Consider the following 18,151-nt stretch of genomic DNA (forward strand, 5'->3'; position numbering starts at 1 on the left):
GTTAATCAGGATGTAACAATGAACGTGATTATTGTGGGGGGAGGAATGGCCGGGGCGACGTTGGCACTGGCTATTTCTTCGTTGAGCCGGGGGCAGTTGCAAGTCTCCCTGATTGAAGCGGCAGAACCTACTCAGGCGCATCCGGGGTTTGATGCAAGAGCCATTGCTCTGGCTTATGGAACATGCCAGCGCTTAAATCAAATAGGTGTCTGGTCTGCATTGAAAAATTGTGTGACCCCAATCAATCACGTTCATGTCAGCGACCGTGGCCACAGTGGTTTTGTCAACATTCATGCCAATGATTATGGTATTCCGGCACTGGGCAACGTGATTGAACTGCATGATGCTGGCGTTCATCTGTTTGATTTATTGAAACGGGCACCGAATATCAAGTTTTACTGTCCGGCAAAAGTGGATTCCGTTGAGCGTCAGGAAAACGCGGTGGTTGTGACGCTGGGTGATGGCAAAAAGCTGACGGGTGAATTGTTGGTTGCTGCGGATGGCAGCCACTCAGTCGTAGCCCGATCGTGCAATATCTTATATCAGAAACAACACTATGGTCAGGTGGCGATTATCGCTAATGTACTGACATCTGAACACCCTCAGGGAAGGGCATTTGAACGTTTCACCAAACATGGCCCGCTGGCGTTGTTGCCGATGTCTGAAGGACGCAGTTCATTAGTCTGGTGTCATCCGCTGGAAAAACAACCTGAAATCAATCAATGGAGTCAGAATGAATTCCTTCAGCAATTGCAAAATGCATTTGGCTGGCGTTTGGGCAAAATGTTGGAAACAGGGCAGAGGCATAGTTACCCATTGGCGTTATCGACAGCCGACAGGCAAGTGAGCCATCGTTTGGCACTGGTGGGAAATGCCTCCCAAACCTTGCATCCGATTGCCGGTCAGGGGTTTAACCTGGGTATGCGCGATGTCATGACCCTGGCAAAAGTCATTTCAGATGCAGCGATTGCAGGGCAAGATATTGGTTCTTATAAGGTACTGGCGCAATATCAGCAACAACGCAATACGGATCGTAACAAAACCATTGGCATTACCGATGGATTGGTCAAATTATTCGCCAATGATTACTTGCCGTTAAAAATTGGGCGCAATCTTGGTCTGAGGGCAATGGAAAAATTATCACCCGTGCGGGCGTTATTAGCCCGTCAGACATTAGGTTGGGTTGCTCAGTCACCATTGGCAGATGAAGAGGAAAGAGAAACATGCAATCATTTGATGTGGTGATCGCAGGGGGCGGTATGGTTGGCCTTGCGCTGGCCTGTGGTTTACAAGGGAGCGGTTTGCGCATCGCGATTGTGGAAGAGCACCCGCCGACAGAGGCATTCAGTGCCAATAATGAACATGCGCTGCGTGTTTCTGCCATTAATGCCGCAAGTGAACGGTTACTAGCCTACCTTGGTGTCTGGCAACATATTCTTGAGATGCGAGTGAGCCCATACCAAGGCATGGAGGTATGGGATCAGGATAACTTTGGCCGCATTCAATTCAATGCTGCGGAAAATGGCCTGACTCATCTTGGGCATATCATTGAAAATGATGTCATCCGGCAGGCCCTTTGGCAACGGGCGGAAAGTTTGCCTGATGTGACGATTTTCACTCCCTCTTCATTCAAAAATGTGGCTTGGGGGGAAAACGAAGCATTTATCACTTTATCTGATGGCAATATGCTGACTTCGCGTTTAGTTATTGGGGCGGATGGCGCTCATTCCTGGCTACGGCAGCATGCTGATATTCCGTTGACATTCTGGGATTATGAACACCATGCCCTGGTGGCAACCATTCGGACAGAGGAACCTCACGAAGGCGTAGCACGTCAGGTTTTTCATGGTGACGGAATATTGGCTTTCTTACCGTTGTCTGATCCTCATTTATGTTCCATTGTCTGGTCATTGCCAGTCGAATCAGCACAGCAATGCAAAAACATGCCGGCTGAATTATTTAACCAGCAGTTAAGCGCAACCTTTGACATGCGCCTTGGTCACAGTGAATTGATCAGCTCACGGCAAACCATTCCGTTAGTGGGACGTTATGCCCGTAACTTTGCCGCGCACCGGTTAGCACTTTTGGGCGATGCCGCACACACAATCCATCCTTTGGCAGGTCAGGGGGTTAACTTGGGATTGATGGATGTGGCGGAATTAATAGGTGAATTGAAGCGCTTACATCGTCAGGGAAAAGATATTGGCCAATATCTCTATCTGGGGCGTTTTGAACGTCGTCGCAAGCATAGCGCTGCGGTTATGCTGGCAGGAATGCAAGGGTTTCGTCAGTTATTTGATGGTAATAACCCAGCGAAAAGGTTATTACGTGGTGTTGGGCTATCACTGGCAGAACACTTACCGGGAATAAAACCACAATTACTTCGCCATGCCATGGGGCTTAATGACCTCCCTGATTGGTTGTCTCAATCCTCTTTGATTGAAAAAATCTAATTTCGCCCCTCATTTCGGATTAGTTTTCTTTATATTTGACTAGAGTGTGTTCAGTTGATTTGCTTCACACTTTAGTCATTTTCCAATTTTTAAAATTTATTTTATTCAATACATAATCAATTTTGAGTGTTTCAACACAGAAAATTAGATAAAAATTCTGAATCATAGTGAATATTTTTTCAGGTTATTACTCCAGTATTGCTAATTTATTTTATGGTTCATTTCTCCTTTCAGTGATAACTTCTGACAATGAGGTATCGTTTGCGTGATTAACCGATTCTTTATTTCATGAGCTAACACCTGCCGGTTAATGCGCCGTATTTTTCGGGTTATGAATGTTTTCATGTTAAGAATGAAAAGAGGGAAATAATGTCAAAACACACGCCACTATATGATCAACATCAGGCATGCGGAGCACGCATGGTAGATTTTCATGGCTGGATGATGCCCCTGCATTATGGTTCACAGTTAGACGAGCATCATTCAGTTCGTACTGATGCGGGTATGTTCGACGTTTCTCACATGACGATTGTGGATCTGCAAGGCACGGGTTGCCGTGATTTTCTTCGTTACCTTCTGGCAAATGATATCGCCAAATTGACTGAACCGGGCAAAGCCCTTTATAGCGGAATGCTGAATGCTTCCGGTGGTGTTATTGATGACCTGATTGTTTACTTCTTCACTGATAGCGCCTATCGACTGGTCGTGAATTCAGCAACCCGTGAAAAAGACTTAGCATGGATTAATCAACATGCTGAAAAATACGATGTTGAGATAACGGTGCGCGACGATTTAGCGCTCATTGCGGTTCAGGGCCCGAATGCACAAGCCAAAGTCCAATCTTTATTCAATGATGAACAAAAACAGGCTGTAATGGACATGAAGCCGTTCTTTGGTGTTCAGTCGGGTAGTTTGTTCATTGCAACGACAGGTTATACCGGTGAAGCGGGTTATGAAATTGCCCTGCCGAAAGAACAAGCAGCAGATTTCTGGCAAGCCTTATTGAAAGCAGGCGTAAAGCCCGCAGGTTTAGGCGCGCGTGACACATTGCGCCTTGAAGCAGGCATGAATCTTTATAGTCAGGAAATGGATGAAACCATATCACCTTTAGCTGCCAACATGGGATGGACCATTGCGTGGAAACCCGAAGATCGTCAGTTCATTGGCCGTGAAGCGCTGGAAAAACAACGCGAAACTGGCACTGAAAAACTGGTTGGGCTGGTGATGCGTGAAAAAGGGGTTTTGCGTAGTGGATTGGTTGTTAGCTTCACTGATGAAGTAGGTGAAATACATTCTGGCGTCATCACCAGTGGAACATTTTCTCCAACTTTGGGATTTAGCATCGCACTTGCTCGGGTACCGCAGGGCATTGGTGAGCAGGCCATTGTCCAGATCCGTAATCGTGAAATGCCCGTTCAGGTCGTTAAACCGGGTTTTGTACGGATGGGTAAATCACTCTTAGATTAATTTTTGAACGTAATGTTTTGATTGTTGTAATGTTTTGATTGATTAATAGAAACAAGGAGATGGCAGCAATGAGTCATGTACCAACAGAATTAAAATATACAGAATCACATGAATGGGTTCGTTCGGAAGGGAATGGGGAATACACCGTAGGCATTACCGAACATGCCCAGCAATTATTGGGTGATATGGTGTTCGTTGATTTGCCTGAAATCGGTGCAGAGGTAACCTGTGGTGATGACTGTGCAGTCGTGGAATCAGTCAAAGCTGCTTCTGATATCTACGCACCATTGAGTGGTAAAATCATTGCTATTAATCCTGATTTAGAAGGCTCTCCCGAATTAGTGAACAGTGAACCATATGATGAAGGTTGGCTGTTCCGCATCAAAATCACTGATGAGAGTGAAATCGCTAATTTGCTTGATGCTGAAAATTATCAGTCACTCTTGGAAGAAAACGAATAATTGCCTTACTCCGCCCCATATTACGTTTGTGAATGGGGCTTTTTTATATGTGCTGTTTTTTTAGTAGCTAGTTTCAGGAAATTATCATCAATGACCCAGACATTAATCCAACTTGAAAATCAGGGTGAATTTATTCGTCGCCACATTGGTTCTTCTGCTGAACAGCAAACAGAAATGTTGGCGATGGTTGGTGCAAATTCTCTTGACGATCTGACAGATAAAATCGTTCCCCGTGATATCGTATTGCCCGAGCCGCCGGCAATCGGAGAAAGTGCGACTGAACAACAGGCTCTGGCCGAATTGAAAGTGATGGCGAACCAGAACCAGCGTTATCAATCTTATATTGGCATGGGATATTCGCCTTCCATACTACCGCCAGTCATTTTGCGTAATTTGTTGGAAAATCCGGGTTGGTATACCGCTTATACGCCTTACCAGCCAGAGGTTTCTCAGGGCCGACTGGAAGCCCTGCTGAATTTCCAGCAAGTGACTATCGATCTGACAGGGCTGGAGCTGGCTTCTGCTTCTCTCTTGGATGAAGCAACAGGAGCGGCGGAGTCCATGGCAATGGCAAAACGGATCAGCAAATTGAAAGGTGCTGAGCGTTTCTTTGTGGCAGATGATATTCATCCACAAACATTGGATGTTGTGCGTACTCGTGCTGAGACATTTGGGTTTGAGGTCATTGTTGATAAAGCAGAAAAAGTACTGGAATTAGAAGGTGTATTCGGTGTCTTACTGCAACAAGTTGGCACGACGGGTGAAATTCACGATTACAGCGACCTGATTGCACACCTGAAAGCGAAAAAAATTGTTGTGAGTGTGGCTGCGGATTTCATGGCTCTCGTCATGCTGACCGCACCGGGCAAACAAGGGGCAGACATTGTATTTGGTTCGGCGCAACGTTTCGGGGTTCCGATGGGATACGGTGGCCCTCATGCGGCTTTCTTTGCCTGCCGTGATGAATTCAAGCGTTCTATGCCGGGGCGTATCATCGGTGTTTCCCGTGATGCAGCGGGTAACAGAGCACTGCGCATGGCGATGCAGACGCGTGAACAGCATATTCGTCGTGAAAAAGCGAACTCCAATATTTGTACCTCCCAAGTTTTGCTGGCGAATATTGCAGGCATGTATGCGGTTTACCATGGTGCTGAAGGCTTGAAACGCATTGCGAACCGCATTCATCGACTGACAAGCATTCTGGCTGCGGGATTGCAGAAAGCCGGCATCTCGTTGCGCCATAAAACATGGTTTGACACACTGGCCATTGAAGTAGCAGATAAATCACAGGTATTGGCAAGAGCGAAAAAAGCGAAAATTAACCTGCGTACCGATATTCTTGGTGCCGTTGGTGTCTCCTTGAGTGAAAGAACAAGCCGTGCTGATTTAATTACGCTGTTCCAGGTCCTGACAGGTTCTGATTCCGTACTGGATATCGACACGCTCGATGCTGAAATGGCAGCGGCCAACCCAGCCATTCCCGCATCCATGTTGCGCCGTGACGAAATCCTGACACATGATAACTTCCGTCGTTATCACAGTGAAACGGACATGATGCGCTATATGCATAGTCTGGAACGTAAAGATCTGGCTTTGAACCAAGCGATGATCCCGCTGGGTTCATGCACGATGAAACTGAATGCGGTAGCAGAAATTACGCCGATTACATGGCCTGAATTTACAGACATGCACCCATTCTGCCCTCCGGAACAAGCGCAGGGCTACCATCAAATGATTGGTCAGCTTTCCCATTGGTTAGTACTGTTAACGGGATACGATGCATTTTGTATGCAGCCAAACTCGGGCGCACAAGGGGAATATGCAGGCTTGCTGGCGATCCGTCGTTATTACGCCAGCCGCGGTGAGCAGCATCGCCATATTTGCCTGATCCCGAGTTCTGCCCATGGTACCAATCCGGCTTCCGCGCATATGGCGGGCATGACAGTTGTGGTCGTGGATTGCGATAAAGACGGTAACATTGACCTCGCTGACTTACGCGAAAAAGCAGAAAAACATCGTGATAGCCTTGCTTGTATCATGGTGACTTATCCATCGACCCACGGGGTATACGAAGAAACCATTCGTGAAATTTGTGATGTTGTTCATCAGAATGGTGGTCAGGTTTATCTGGACGGTGCAAACATGAACGCTCAGGTCGGTATTACGACCCCAGGCTTTATTGGCGCAGACGTATCGCATTTGAACCTGCATAAAACCTTCTGTATTCCGCATGGTGGCGGTGGTCCGGGCATGGGGCCAATTGGCGTGAAAAAACACCTTGCGCCATTTGTTCCCGGCCATTCAGTCGTTGAAATGGATGGAATATCCACATTGGGTGCCGTGTCTGCTGCGCCATTCGGCAGTGCATCCATCCTGCCCATCAGCTGGATGTACATTAGGATGATGGGGGCGAGCGGGCTGAGAAAAGCAAGTCAGGTTGCGATATTGAACGCAAACTACATTGCAACCCGTCTGAAAAGTGCTTATGAGATCCTCTATACCGGGCGTGGTGGTTACGTTGCGCATGAATGCATTCTGGACATCCGCCCGCTGAAAGAAGAGTTTGGCATCAGTGAAATGGATATCGCGAAGCGTCTGATTGACTATGGTTTCCATGCTCCAACCATGTCATTCCCTGTTGCGGGAACCCTGATGGTTGAGCCGACAGAGTCAGAAAGCAAAGTTGAAATTGATCGCTTTATTGACGCAATGCTGGCAATTCGGGAAGAAATCAGCAAAGTGGCAAGCGGAGAATGGCCTTTGGAAGATAACCCATTGGTGAATGCGCCACATGTTCAGACTGAACTGGTATCTGACTGGAACCATGCATACAGCCGTGAAGTCGCTGTTTTCCCGACAATGGAAACTCAAGCCAATAAATACTGGCCGACAGTTAAACGTCTTGATGATGTTTACGGTGACCGCAACTTACATTGCTCGTGTGCGCCGATTGAAGACTATCGTTAATCTCGGCTTAACATGTCCGTTGCATTAGCGTTTCAAGGGGCAGCAGAATAAATCTGCTCCTTGAATGATAATAAGTGCGACGACAGGCATATTGTTAAATCCTCATCTTAGGATGGGGATTTTTCTCTTCGGAAGCATACAGTTAAATTCTATATTGATTAAATAATCAATACTGCTTTTTTGTTCGTTATTCTTTTAGTTTTGGTTAAAGGGAGGTTAGTAAAAAATAAAGCTGAGTTTAAATAAAAACAATAAGTAATAATAAAAAGATATATGCCAACCACAACCCAATAAACAGCTAATTCACTTGTGTAAAGAAAAAGTATTGTGATTTAATCGAACGTGAAAACATTGCAAAACTACTTTATGAAAATAATAACCTCTTACACTAATAGGAATTAACATGTTTACTGTTATGACAGATGCATTTTTTCACACTAGTTTTCTTCATGAAAAACTGAGAGGTTTTCAGCTAAATTGGATAGTCAGGAACTCTAGGAAACTAGATATATCATTGCTGGATAATATACATCATGAGCTTTCAAAAAAAGAAAAAATAACAGATGATGATATTATTAAATTGGAAGAAATTTACCAAGGTCTTAACGAAACAGAAAAATACCTGGCCAAGGCTCATGGTGTTCCTGAAACACATTCTTTATCTTCCGCAATGATGATTGAAACAGGCAATTTCGGTGAAAGTTTTTATCAGGATTATTTAAATCATGAATGCAGCCAAGATAAGGATGGGGCACTTATTTTTATGACGGTTATTCTATCGCCATTTTGGATAGAGCATTTTGAAAAAAGGATAGTCAATGCGCATTCCGCTATTTTACCTTATGCCAGGGGCATGTTTGCGATAGAACAATTGGCAACATCAGAAAACAAGAAAGCGGTTGAACGGTCTGCGGGGGCGACAATTCATTATGTTGATCCCGGAATAGATACTGGCCCGATTATTGAACAAAAGCGGCTTCCTTCGCCTTGGGCATTAGACAGCATATGGGGAGTAAAAGGTGAATCTCAGCTGACCGCATTCGGGCTGTTGAAAAGCTATCTTGAACGAGAGAATAAATTCCAGTTTACGGATACTTTACCGATTAAACAGGATATTAAAAGCCCGTTGTTTATGAGCAAAACCTTTACCGATGAAGTGAAACGTAAAGCGGAAGCCAGTTTTCTTAAAATGAAAGAAATGTAAAAACGAATATTAAAACAAAAAAAGCCGTATTGAAGACAATATCAATACGGCTTTTTTATTATTTATGCAGCCAACAAAGGGCAACTTGAAAGACGAAGGGTATATGTTTATAAAGACGGATTGCTGAGTGACTTCTTTCAGGGTATGGGGTCATTAATTTTTATTTAATTTTTATTTAATTTTTGTATGGGCTATTTATTTTTTGTTTTGCACTCATTATAAGTATTCTTTATATTATCGTAGGCTGTACAAAAAAGTTTTTACTGTTTGCAATCTTGTTGAATTTAGGTGTGGCTTTTTTGATTATATTAATATATGGAACTAACCTAAGTTTAACAAGGTTTTTCATTATACTCATGCCATTAACTGCTATATCAGTGATAGGTTACTTTATTTTACAAAAATGTGGAATAAAGTAACCTTTGGGAAAAAAGCCTCTAAAAGAGGCTCATTGTAGGGTGTTATATTTTCTTACCTTCGTAGTAAGCAACATAGCCTTTACCGCAATGGGCTGTCATCGGTTTAACACCCTGCAAGGAATAATGAACTTTTCCGTCAGTGAATTCACTGTCAAAAATATAATTAGGGCGCACTTCATATAAAACAAATACGGCGCCATTTAGACCAGTATAAGTTCTCCCGGAACTATAACAATCATTATAGTTAAAATTTTTATTTGGTGACGTAGTTGCGATATTGCCTGTTAATGTAATAACTGCGGCCAATGCACCACCAACAAGTAATTTCTTCAATATAAAATCTCTTGTTAATATTATTTTAACTTTATGTTCAAATTTATTACTCATCAAATCATATTTGATAAGGCGGGATAAATATAAATCATAAAAAGATATATTTACTATTTCAAAATTTGGACGCTGTATATGTTTTTTATATTGTCGTTTTCCCTGTAATTATGTAATTTCCTTTGTGATTATAAAGTGAAAAACCCCGTTATCTTAACGAGGTCAATTAGTTTTATAAAACCATTGAAACAATAGGGTTGCGGTATTTTTTCTTATGGCTTTATGGCTTCATATTTGCCAACGTAAATACTCATTCCACAGGAATATAATTTTTTAAAGCCTTTTAAATGCCACTCATGCCCATTTTCTTTACGTACATCAAGAAAAACAATGCCATCTTTAACAAGGTATTTTGTATATACGCCATTGTTGTATTCGATAGAAGAAGAATAGCAGTTTTTCCAGGGAATATCTGTGCTTGCTGATGCTGTGCCAATGCCTGTGGTCAGGGTAATACCTGCTGCCAATGCACTACCGACGAATAATTTCTTCAACATAAAAACCGTCCTTTAATATTTTTTTTAACTTTTAATCTACATTTATTACTTATTCAATTACCTGTGATAAGGTGCGCTAAATGTAAATCATCATAAAATAATTTCACCATTTCAAAATTTGGAAACGGTATATATTTTTATCTTGGTTGGATCTATAAATGTCTGTCGGATATTTTAGTAAAAAAAGTGATGTTATTATATGCAGTAATATAAAAAACCTCGTTAATTTCAACGAGGTTTATCGATGTGATGGAAAGCATGTTAAGTCACTACTTTATCAATCGACCTTCATAATAAGCTTGAAAAGCATTGCGCCCAGTATGATATTCACAAGCGCCAATATTTTGTTTAAAATACCATTTTATTTTTCCAAACCGCGTGTTTTCCACGAACACATTAGCAAATGTATTTGAAGGGTTAATAACATATCTAAAATACTTGCCGTTATTGGCATATTGGGCATCTGGAGAGCTGCAATATTTTGCTGCCGATGCAGTTCCAATTCCGGCTATTAATGCCGTTGCCAATGTGCCTACTGTCAATAATTTCTTGAACATAAATATTCTCCTGTCATAGATCTGGAACTTAAAATGTTTTATTGATAGCGTTGTATTTTATAATGCGCCCTAAATCTAAGTTACCCTTGATTAGGGTACAATTTTAAAATTTATAAACCGCCTATGTATTCCACGATAGAATGAAAAACTAATTTTGATTATCATAATTTATAATGGGTGGGTAAATTTCTATTATTCACATAAGGAAAGTAATTTATCTATAATTGCAATATTAATGAGAAAAATAATATACAATCGGATGTATAGATTATTTCTCGGACATTCTTTATTGTATTCAAATTTCCGTTACTTTGATAAATATCAATATAGATATTAAGACGCAGGATATTATAAGCCATAATGGTTTCTATAAACTCTACATTGTCAACATCTTTGATAACACCGGTGATTAATATGCAAAATCTGACCCGCGTTTATCAACAGGGTGAACGGAACCCAATATCAATTCTAAAAGATATTACGGCTCAAATTTTTGTCGGTCAGAGTTGCGCCATTGTGGGTACATCAGGTTCAGGTAAAAGTACCTTATTGAATATTCTTGGCTTGCTGGATAAACCCACTTCCGGGAAATATTTTCTTTGTGGTGTTGATATGTCAACGGCGGATGATGAATTTCGTGCCAGAATGCGCAATAAAGAAATTGGTTTTGTTTTTCAAAGTTTTCATTTGTTGCCCGGAATGACGGCAACGGAAAATGTCGCACTACCCTTGCTTTACCGTGGTATTTCAGCCTCACAGGCCCATAGGATTGCCAGAGAAAAATTACATTTGGTGGGGCTGGCCCAGCGTGCCGGGCATTATCCGGCAGATCTCTCCGGTGGTCAGCGGCAACGGGTGGCACTTGCCAGAGCATTAGTCGGGGAGCCTTCATTGTTGTTGGCGGATGAACCCACCGGAAATCTGGATCAACAAACGGCAGAGGAAATTTTGTTGCTGCTTTCTTCCCTCCACACGGAAAACGCGATGACGCTGGTCGTCATTACTCATGATGCGATGGTGGCGGATCATATGCAGCGTGAACTGCGCATGGTTGACGGCCAGCTGCATGAAACCAGAGGTGTAGCCATTCATGCAGGGTAAGCGCCAGTTTGGTCGTTATGGCATGTCAGTCCCTATGATGTGGCGGGAAGCCTGGCGTAATTTAATGGTGACAGGAAGAAGTACTCTGCTGGCTTTATCGGGTATTGCCATTGGCTGTGCGTCGGTTGTGGCCTTCGTGAATACCGGCCATAACGCCACACTTGCGGCATTAAAAATGTTCAGCGGGCTTGATATCAACGTTATTACCACCAATTTTTATTCTTATCGCCATGGAATTGACAGTAAATCCATTAAAATGGACGACCTGAAAACGGCGGTTCCCGGTTTGTCTTCAACCGCTCCGTGGATCTATTATTCTTCTCCTGTGCGTTATGGCGGGAAAACTGAAACGTTTATTTTGATAGGCGCTTCTGCTGAACTTGAAGACGTCATGCAATTGCAAATGCGTCATGGGCGGTTTATTTCTGATCATGACCAACGCTCGCCTTATCTGGTCATGGGGAATGAAATCGCCACGACGCTCGGAAAAGGGGATGCCTCCAGAATACTTGGCGAGCAGGTACAAATTGGCAATTACTTATACACAGTCATTGGTGTTTTCGATATAAAAGGGCAAAACCCTATCTTTCCTTTTTCTCTGGATTCAGTCGTTGTTGTGCCGATCGAAGCGATGCGCAAAATATCATCCAGTACTCAACTGAATGGCATTATTTCCCGCACAATCAAAACGGACACGATAGAAACCGATGCAAAGCATTTATCGGCGTTCTTTGAGAGTCAGTTCCCATCGGTTGAAATTGAGGTTCGGGTTGCCCAACAATTGCTGCAAGGGCAAACAGAACAAAGTAAAACGTTTTCTTTCATGTTGATAGGGTTGGCGGGGATTTCATTACTCACCGGCGGTATTGCCATCGCGAATGTTATGCTGATGAGCGTTTCAGCCCGCCGAAAAGAAATCGGATTGCGCATGGCTTTGGGCGCAAGAATTCAGGATATCCGACGTCTGTTTTTATATGAAACTGCCGTGCTGGCTTTTGCGGGTGCAATGCTTGGTGCACTGATCGGTGTCATCGTCTCCTTCCTTTTTGTTTTATATTCTGGCTGGTCATTTTCTCTGGCTCCCTTATCCATTCCCTTGGGGATCGGAAGTTCGATTGTGGCGGGAATTATCTCCGGCTTTTACCCCGCACATAAAGCTTCACAAATGGAACCCGTACAGGCATTACGCGATGATTAAACAATATTTCCTTTATGGTGGCGCCCTGATCCTGTTTTTCTGTTTTCCTCAAACAACCGTTTTTGCGCTTGAACAGAAACAATTTGCTGCATCAGAATCTGATTATGGTTTGGGTCGGGAAGCGCCGGAAGAAGTGGTCGGTTTGTCATTGAGTGATGCCATATCGCTGGGTTTAAGAAATAACTATGCCATTCGCAGTGTCTATCTGGATCGCATTGCGCAAAAATTTGATTTACGGGTTGCGGAAGACAGATTTACTCCGAAGCTACAGCTGAGCGGGCGTTACATTGCAGGTAAAAACCAGGATGAAAATTTCAGGAAAGCCAACCTTTCGCCCAATGCCACATTACTGGCCCCGCTGGGAACGCGTTTTGCGCTCTCATGGGCGCGGGAATACAATAAAGCGGGGAACAACAATGTTCACAATGATGGCGCAAGCATTACGGTCATCCAGCCGCTTTTGCGGGGCGCGGGAACGGATATCAATAATGCCCCGGTATTACTGGCGAAATTGCGGGAACAAACCCATCGGCTGAATTTAAAAGCCACGATTTCCGATTCAATCACACAAATCATTCTGGCCTACCATGCATTGCTCCGAGTTCAGGAACAACAGGCATTATCTGTCGCTTCCCTTAAGCGTATGCAGAAATTGGTGGAGACGAACAGGGAGCTGATTGATGCCGGCAGAATGGCTCAGACAGATATCATACAAACTCAGGCAGATCTTGCCATGCAAGAACTTTCAGCGAAAGAAGCTGAAAATAATGTTCATGCCGCAAAGCTGGCATTGCTCAAGTTACTCGCCCTGAGTCTCAAAACGCCTATCCATGCAACCGATACGTTGCAAGGCGCCCATGTCAGTCTGAATGTTGAGCAGTCCATAAAAAAAGCACAGGCTCAGCAACCGGCTTATCTTATCCAATTACTTTCTGCAAAAGCCGCAGATATTCAACTGTTGCAAGCCCAAGACAATCGGCTCTGGGATTTATCTTTGGTTGGGGGAACATCCCGGTATCGCTCATCCTCTTCTGACTCCCGCAATTGGGAAAATTATGTGGGGATACAGCTGGATATTCCAATCGGTGATATGACAAAAAAACAAGCGGAAGTTCAGGCCAGAGTGGATGTCCAGAAACAGGCACTAAATCTGGAAGAAGCCAGAATCAATCTGGAGCAGAAAGTCATTAATGCCATTCGTGATACCGAATCCCGCTGGCAAGAATATCAGTTGGCAATAAAAGCCAGTTCACTTTCCCAGAAGAAACTTGAAATTGAGCAGGAAAAATTGCAGGTAGGGAGATCCAGTAACTTTCAGGTGCTGAGTTTTGAAACCGATCTCAGAAATGCTGAAAATGCCCGCCTGAATACACTTATCCACTATCTCAATGCGCAGGCTGAACTGGATCAGGTTCTCGGTACGACATTGGAAAGTTGGGAGATAGTGATTAATGAATAAACGCCCGATATTTTCACATTCCGTATTTTCACATACAAGATTTCCATATTCCATGGTTAAACGTTATCGGTGGGTTATCGCGGGGATATTGATTGTGGCGCTCTGTTCTCTTTTTGCTGTGCGCCATCCGTTTTCAGAAAAGTCATCCGCCCAACAATCGGTACAATGGGTGGAAATCTCCCCCATTCTGATAGAAAAACAACTGGGATTGGTTGGCAAGCTGCAATCCAGACGCCTTGAAACTATACCGGCGCCATTTGAGGGAATTATCAGGCAGGTGTGGGTAAAAGAAGGGCAGCGAGTGGATCAAGGCCAGACATTGGTCACGCTTGATACCCGGAAAATTGATATTGAGCTTCGACAGGCGCAGGTTGAGATGATTAAGGCTTCCTCCGTCGTTGAGCAATTACATGATTGGGAAAACAGCCAGGAAGTTATCCGGGCCAGAAGGAATGTCGAAAATGCGAACCAGATGGTCATGGAATTGAAAAATAACCTCGCAAAAACACAGGCGCTTTTTGCACGTGGCATTGTTCCTCGAATGGAAGTGGAAACCCTTGAGCAGCAACTTCGCCGGCAACTGACCGATCTCGCTTCAGCACAGGGTGAGCTGACATCGACCCGCCAAAAAGGGGATGCCAATAACGTCAGTGTTGCGGAGATGGAGCTTCAGAACGCAACAAGCCACTATCAGGCTTTGCAGGAGCAGCACGCCAACAAAACAGTTAAGGCCCCGTTTTCAGGTGTCATACTGAGAGCCACACAGGGAGAAAAAGGGAAATTCGTCACAATACAGACCGGTATTCGGGTGACTGAGGGAACCCCTTTGCTGGACATTATGGACACGACACAATATCAGGTGTTGGCTCAGGTTGAAGAGGCTGACCTTGCCAAACTCAAAGAGGGGCAGGCGGTAAAAATCAGCGGAGAGGGATTTTCTGAAAACCTTCTGGATGGTGAAATTGAAACCATTGCGATGCAAAGTGCAAATAATGATAATCCCGGCTCGGCGATTTATTACGATGTTGTGATTAAAGTGATTTCACCCATGAACCAGAATGCTCCCGTCAGGCCGGGTATGAGTGCCAAAGTGAATATTATTGTTTATCGCAATGAGCAGGGAATTGTTGTACCCGAAAAAACATTGGTTCGTAATAGCGACGGGCAGCTATCCGTAATCTGGCGCCCGGACTTAAATACCCAGCCGGTGTCACGGCAGGTGATTGCCGGAGAAGCGATGCCGGAAGGTATCGAAATCCACGGGCTGAACGCAGGATTTATCGCATTGCCTCATGGGTGACAGTACAGTTCGGAATGAAAGAGGGCGTAGCGTGAATGTTAGCTGCCAGAGATTATATCTGACAGCTTAATTTATCGGTTGAAGGCGGTAATTACTTCAACCAGCCTTTTTCTTTCGCGGCTTCTAATTGTGGCAGCAGGTATTTCCACAGTTCAGGGTAGCTTTCTGGAACAAAGTGAAGCAGCCTCTGGACTTGTTCAAAGCGGATGCCATTTTCAACCCAGCTCTGGCCATCATTATGCAAGTTCATGAATACTGGCATAATTCTGTCGAGTGTCTTGGCAAAACGCGCTTCAGGTGTGATGGCATCTTCATATTCGTGCCAGAGCGCCAGAAAATAATCTCTCTGTGTTTCCGGCAGCAAGCCAAAAATACGGTTGGCCGCTTTCACTTCTTCTGCTTCAATGGCTTTACGGGCAGCGAGATCGAAAGCAATGACATCCCCGGCATCAATTTCAACGATGTCATGAATGAGTGCCATTTGAATGACATGGCTAATATTCACATCCCCGGCATAAGGCGCAAAACCGATAACAGCAATAGCAAAATGCCAGCTATGTTCAGCGGAGTTTTCATGGCGCACATTATTCAACAGCTTTGTCTTGCGGTGGACATATTTTAATTTGTCCAGCTCCATGATAAATGCAATAACATCAGTAAAAGGACCAAAATCAACAGGAGGTACAGCTAATGACATATAAACAACCTCAATAATTATTTTTCTTCATCAAATGAATAGGGTAATGCCTGAATAGCCAGAGTCTGGTCACCATCTTCTCGGATGCGGAATACACTATTTGCTTCCATATCATTGTTCATAACGACTTGCACCCAGACTGAATCATCAGCCAGTTTCACCGCAGCCAGCACGGAACCTGTCCGGCGCCAGTTGTCATTCAGTTGCCATTCCAGATCATCACCTGCAACAGGCAAAGAAGAGGCTTTACCCGCTAACCAATACATGGCCCGCTTATTCGCACCACGATATTTGGCACGGGCCACCATCTCCTGACCACTATAACAACCTTTCTTAAAGCTGATGCTGTGTTCGATTGCCTGAAGGTTTGTGGCTTGTGGAATAAATTGCACACTGCTGGCGGCATCAATCACAGGGAAACCCGCTTCAATCTCCAGGGCTAACCATTGCTGGCTATCATTCAATTGTGACTGAAATTTTTCGACCAACATTTCAGTTAATTGAGCCGCAGTCGTGCTGTCTGCAACGATAAGAAAACGCTCTGCCGGCAGTGATAAGTGGAGAAGCGTTGTTGTTTCGTGTTGGATAACCGGGGTTTCAGTATCAGGCAAACTGGGGAAAAACGCTGAAAGCGCTTCCCGGCTTCCGGCTCCGGCTAAACCAAGCAGAATATTTTCTTCATCTTTGGCAAAAGTGACTTTGGAGAAAACGGCATACTTTTTCAATTCAGTTAATTGCGTATCCAATACTGAACGACGCTCAATATAGGCAAAACCTTCACTGCGTTGAAACAGCCGAAAATTACTCCACATCTTCCCTTTGGCATCGCAATGTGCGGTCAATACGTGTTGATTTTCATTCAGGGAAGCGATATCTGCGGTAACTTGCCCTTGCAGATATTTTTGCGCATCAGCACCAATTGCAGTCACCATTCCCCAGTCATCAAGGGAAACTAACGTGAGCGGGAGTGTTGCTGAAGGAAATGAGGGATGTGCGGAAAATGGAATTTGATAAGCCATAACAGCTCCTTCCAGTGATCTGTCTGAGAAATAAGGCTAATGGTAAAAGAGAAGCTGCTTAATGCAAAGAGGTTATTCCCGTTATTCATTATTCCTGTATTGAAAATTTGTTGTGGCTTGTTGCGATATGCTTCGCAACTTGTCGATTTCTCCCGTCATTCAACGATAGCAATTAATGAAAAACAAAACAGAATCGTTGATAATCCTGCCTGATGAAAATGATAAAGAGGTTTTTTACACATGGATATCGAGAATAAAGCGCGTATTCACTGGGCATGTCGTCGTGGTATGCGTGAATTGGATATTTCTATCATGCCATTTTTTCAATATGAATATGATTCCTTGAGTGATGAAGACAAACACATTTTTATTCGTTTGCTGGAGTGCCCTGATCCTGATCTGTTCAACTGGCTCATGAATCACGGCCGGCCGGAAGATGATGAGCTTTTCCATATGGTGCAACTGATCCAGAGCAGAAACCAGGCTCGTGGCCCTGTGGCACTGTAAATTAAGTGTATCCCGCCATACTTGCCTGTTTTCTACCGGCGCACATGGCGGAGTGGCAGTGGCGGCGTTATGGGGGCTGTGGTCGGTTAACTATATCTATTTCTGGTTTCCGGTATTTTCCGTCATCCTGATGAGTTGGGCATGGAGTCAGAAGCGTATCCGCCGCTGCCAAGGGCAATTGGTACTGTATAAAGGAAATAAAGTTCTTTGGCAGAAGGCAGAGTGGAATATCACTCAACCTCCGTGGTTTTGCCGCCATGGCATGCTCATTACGTTCCGAGCTTATGGCCATGACAACGAACAGGCGGAAAGGAGATACAGGCAACGGCCGGGAATATCTTCGGCAACCGTAACATTATGGATAGCATCAGATAGCTTATCATCGGGAGCATGGCGTCATCTAAATCAGCTTATGCGCCAATATCCTGATATCAGATGACTATCTGATTAAAAAAGGG

The 18,151-nt window shown here is 44.0% G+C and carries 18 protein-coding genes; 13 read left to right on the forward strand and 5 right to left on the reverse strand.

All coding sequences use genetic code 11. The annotated features are described in order from the left end of the window. The first annotated feature begins 18 nt into the window (after positions 1–18). From ubiH to Xsze_RS09165, 6 genes are all read left to right on the forward strand, one after another. Positions 19–1,245: a 2-octaprenyl-6-methoxyphenyl hydroxylase gene (gene ubiH / locus Xsze_RS09140; protein ID WP_051462435.1), complete on the forward strand. Its 1,227-nt coding sequence runs from the start codon at positions 19–21 to the stop codon at positions 1,243–1,245. Further along, positions 1,224–2,453, forward strand: coding sequence for an FAD-dependent 2-octaprenylphenol hydroxylase (gene ubiI / locus Xsze_RS09145; RefSeq protein WP_038239213.1), 1,230 nt, complete (start codon positions 1,224–1,226; stop codon positions 2,451–2,453). The genes ubiH and ubiI overlap by 22 nt, the downstream gene beginning before the upstream one ends. Before the next feature lie 369 nt (positions 2,454–2,822). Further along, complete coding sequence (gene gcvT / locus Xsze_RS09150) at positions 2,823–3,920, forward strand: glycine cleavage system aminomethyltransferase GcvT (protein ID WP_038239211.1); 1,098 nt, start codon at positions 2,823–2,825, stop codon at positions 3,918–3,920. 68 nt (positions 3,921–3,988) lie between these two features. Further along, complete coding sequence (gene gcvH, locus Xsze_RS09155) at positions 3,989–4,381, forward strand: glycine cleavage system protein GcvH (protein ID WP_038239209.1); 393 nt, start codon at positions 3,989–3,991, stop codon at positions 4,379–4,381. Between the two features lie 90 nt (positions 4,382–4,471). Then, positions 4,472–7,348, forward strand: coding sequence for an aminomethyl-transferring glycine dehydrogenase (gene gcvP / locus Xsze_RS09160; RefSeq protein ID WP_038239207.1), 2,877 nt, complete (start codon positions 4,472–4,474; stop codon positions 7,346–7,348). A gap of 514 nt (positions 7,349–7,862) precedes the next feature. Further along, a complete protein-coding gene (locus tag Xsze_RS09165; protein WP_038239204.1) occupies positions 7,863–8,552 on the forward strand; it encodes a formyltransferase family protein in 690 nt (229 codons plus the stop codon). A gap of 461 nt (positions 8,553–9,013) precedes the next feature. On the opposite strand, the gene Xsze_RS09170 is transcribed toward Xsze_RS09165, so the two are convergent. From Xsze_RS09170 to Xsze_RS09180, 3 genes are all read right to left on the reverse strand, one after another. Next, positions 9,014–9,358: a hypothetical protein gene (locus tag Xsze_RS09170; RefSeq protein WP_038239201.1), complete on the reverse strand. Its 345-nt coding sequence runs from the start codon at positions 9,356–9,358 to the stop codon at positions 9,014–9,016. A 212-nt stretch (positions 9,359–9,570) separates the two neighbouring features. Beyond that, complete coding sequence (locus Xsze_RS09175) at positions 9,571–9,855, reverse strand: hypothetical protein (protein ID WP_038239199.1); 285 nt, start codon at positions 9,853–9,855, stop codon at positions 9,571–9,573. A 269-nt stretch (positions 9,856–10,124) separates the two neighbouring features. After that, positions 10,125–10,412, reverse strand: a complete 288-nt coding sequence (locus tag Xsze_RS09180; protein WP_038239197.1) for a hypothetical protein — start codon at positions 10,410–10,412, stop codon at positions 10,125–10,127. Between the two features lie 360 nt (positions 10,413–10,772). On the opposite strand from Xsze_RS09180, the gene Xsze_RS09185 reads away from it, so the two are divergent. From Xsze_RS09185 to Xsze_RS09200, 4 genes are read left to right on the forward strand one after another with little or no spacing between them, the layout of a single operon-like run. Further along, on the forward strand, positions 10,773–11,513 hold the full coding sequence (locus tag Xsze_RS09185; RefSeq protein ID WP_038239195.1) for an ABC transporter ATP-binding protein: 741 nt from the start codon (positions 10,773–10,775) through the stop codon (positions 11,511–11,513). Further along, positions 11,503–12,711 carry an ABC transporter permease gene (locus tag Xsze_RS09190; protein WP_038239192.1) on the forward strand — a complete coding sequence of 403 codons (1,209 nt, stop codon included), beginning with the start codon at positions 11,503–11,505 and terminating at the stop codon, positions 12,709–12,711. The genes Xsze_RS09185 and Xsze_RS09190 overlap by 11 nt, the downstream gene beginning before the upstream one ends. After that, positions 12,704–14,170 carry a TolC family protein gene (locus tag Xsze_RS09195; protein WP_038239190.1) on the forward strand — a complete coding sequence of 489 codons (1,467 nt, stop codon included), beginning with the start codon at positions 12,704–12,706 and terminating at the stop codon, positions 14,168–14,170. The genes Xsze_RS09190 and Xsze_RS09195 overlap by 8 nt, the downstream gene beginning before the upstream one ends. A gap of 52 nt (positions 14,171–14,222) precedes the next feature. Then, a complete protein-coding gene (locus Xsze_RS09200; RefSeq protein WP_244431811.1) occupies positions 14,223–15,470 on the forward strand; it encodes an HlyD family secretion protein in 1,248 nt (415 codons plus the stop codon). Positions 15,471–15,561: 91 nt separating this feature from the next. Here the strand turns inward: Xsze_RS09200 and Xsze_RS09205 are convergent, their stop codons facing one another. Both Xsze_RS09205 and ygfZ read right to left on the reverse strand, forming a co-directional pair. Beyond that, entirely contained in the window at positions 15,562–16,167 is a 606-nt protein-coding gene (locus Xsze_RS09205) for an HD domain-containing protein (protein WP_038239186.1), read from the reverse strand. 17 nt (positions 16,168–16,184) lie between these two features. Next, on the reverse strand, positions 16,185–17,186 hold the full coding sequence (gene ygfZ, locus Xsze_RS09210; protein ID WP_038239184.1) for a tRNA-modifying protein YgfZ: 1,002 nt from the start codon (positions 17,184–17,186) through the stop codon (positions 16,185–16,187). 39 nt (positions 17,187–17,225) lie between these two features. Between ygfZ and Xsze_RS22135 the strand changes: the two genes are divergently transcribed. The 3 genes from Xsze_RS22135 to Xsze_RS09220 are packed head-to-tail and all read left to right on the forward strand — an operon-like array spanning position 17,226 to position 18,132. Next, complete coding sequence (locus tag Xsze_RS22135; RefSeq protein ID WP_156935890.1) at positions 17,226–17,399, forward strand: hypothetical protein; 174 nt, start codon at positions 17,226–17,228, stop codon at positions 17,397–17,399. 27 nt (positions 17,400–17,426) lie between these two features. After that, positions 17,427–17,693, forward strand: a complete 267-nt coding sequence (gene sdhE / locus Xsze_RS09215; protein WP_038239182.1) for an FAD assembly factor SdhE — start codon at positions 17,427–17,429, stop codon at positions 17,691–17,693. Then, positions 17,674–18,132, forward strand: a complete 459-nt coding sequence (locus Xsze_RS09220) for a protein YgfX (RefSeq protein ID WP_038239180.1) — start codon at positions 17,674–17,676, stop codon at positions 18,130–18,132. The genes sdhE and Xsze_RS09220 overlap by 20 nt, the downstream gene beginning before the upstream one ends. Positions 18,133–18,151 lie beyond the last annotated feature (19 nt).

Origin of the sequence: Xenorhabdus szentirmaii DSM 16338 (genome assembly GCF_002632585.1) — a bacterium.
GTDB classification, from domain to species: domain Bacteria; phylum Pseudomonadota; class Gammaproteobacteria; order Enterobacterales; family Enterobacteriaceae; genus Xenorhabdus; species Xenorhabdus szentirmaii.

Excerpts from the sequence above, each read along its gene's own strand:
- ubiH (WP_051462435.1), top strand. The coding sequence starts at position 19 with ATGAACGTGATTATTGTGGGGGGAGGAATGGCCGGGGCGACGTTGGCA.
- ubiI (WP_038239213.1), top strand. The coding sequence starts at position 1,224 with ATGCAATCATTTGATGTGGTGATCGCAGGGGGCGGTATGGTTGGCCTT.
- gcvT (WP_038239211.1), top strand. The coding sequence starts at position 2,823 with ATGTCAAAACACACGCCACTATATGATCAACATCAGGCATGCGGAGCA.
- gcvH (WP_038239209.1), top strand. The coding sequence starts at position 3,989 with ATGAGTCATGTACCAACAGAATTAAAATATACAGAATCACATGAATGG.
- gcvP (WP_038239207.1), top strand. The coding sequence starts at position 4,472 with ATGACCCAGACATTAATCCAACTTGAAAATCAGGGTGAATTTATTCGT.
- Xsze_RS09170 (WP_038239201.1), bottom strand. The coding sequence starts at position 9,358 with ATGAGTAATAAATTTGAACATAAAGTTAAAATAATATTAACAAGAGAT.
- Xsze_RS09175 (WP_038239199.1), bottom strand. The coding sequence starts at position 9,855 with ATGTTGAAGAAATTATTCGTCGGTAGTGCATTGGCAGCAGGTATTACC.
- Xsze_RS09180 (WP_038239197.1), bottom strand. The coding sequence starts at position 10,412 with ATGTTCAAGAAATTATTGACAGTAGGCACATTGGCAACGGCATTAATA.
- Xsze_RS09185 (WP_038239195.1), top strand. The coding sequence starts at position 10,773 with ATGGTTTCTATAAACTCTACATTGTCAACATCTTTGATAACACCGGTG.
- Xsze_RS09190 (WP_038239192.1), top strand. The coding sequence starts at position 11,503 with ATGCAGGGTAAGCGCCAGTTTGGTCGTTATGGCATGTCAGTCCCTATG.
- Xsze_RS09195 (WP_038239190.1), top strand. The coding sequence starts at position 12,704 with ATGATTAAACAATATTTCCTTTATGGTGGCGCCCTGATCCTGTTTTTC.
- Xsze_RS09200 (WP_244431811.1), top strand. The coding sequence starts at position 14,223 with ATGGTTAAACGTTATCGGTGGGTTATCGCGGGGATATTGATTGTGGCG.
- Xsze_RS09205 (WP_038239186.1), bottom strand. The coding sequence starts at position 16,167 with ATGTCATTAGCTGTACCTCCTGTTGATTTTGGTCCTTTTACTGATGTT.
- ygfZ (WP_038239184.1), bottom strand. The coding sequence starts at position 17,186 with ATGGCTTATCAAATTCCATTTTCCGCACATCCCTCATTTCCTTCAGCA.
- Xsze_RS22135 (WP_156935890.1), top strand. The coding sequence starts at position 17,226 with ATGGTAAAAGAGAAGCTGCTTAATGCAAAGAGGTTATTCCCGTTATTC.
- sdhE (WP_038239182.1), top strand. The coding sequence starts at position 17,427 with ATGGATATCGAGAATAAAGCGCGTATTCACTGGGCATGTCGTCGTGGT.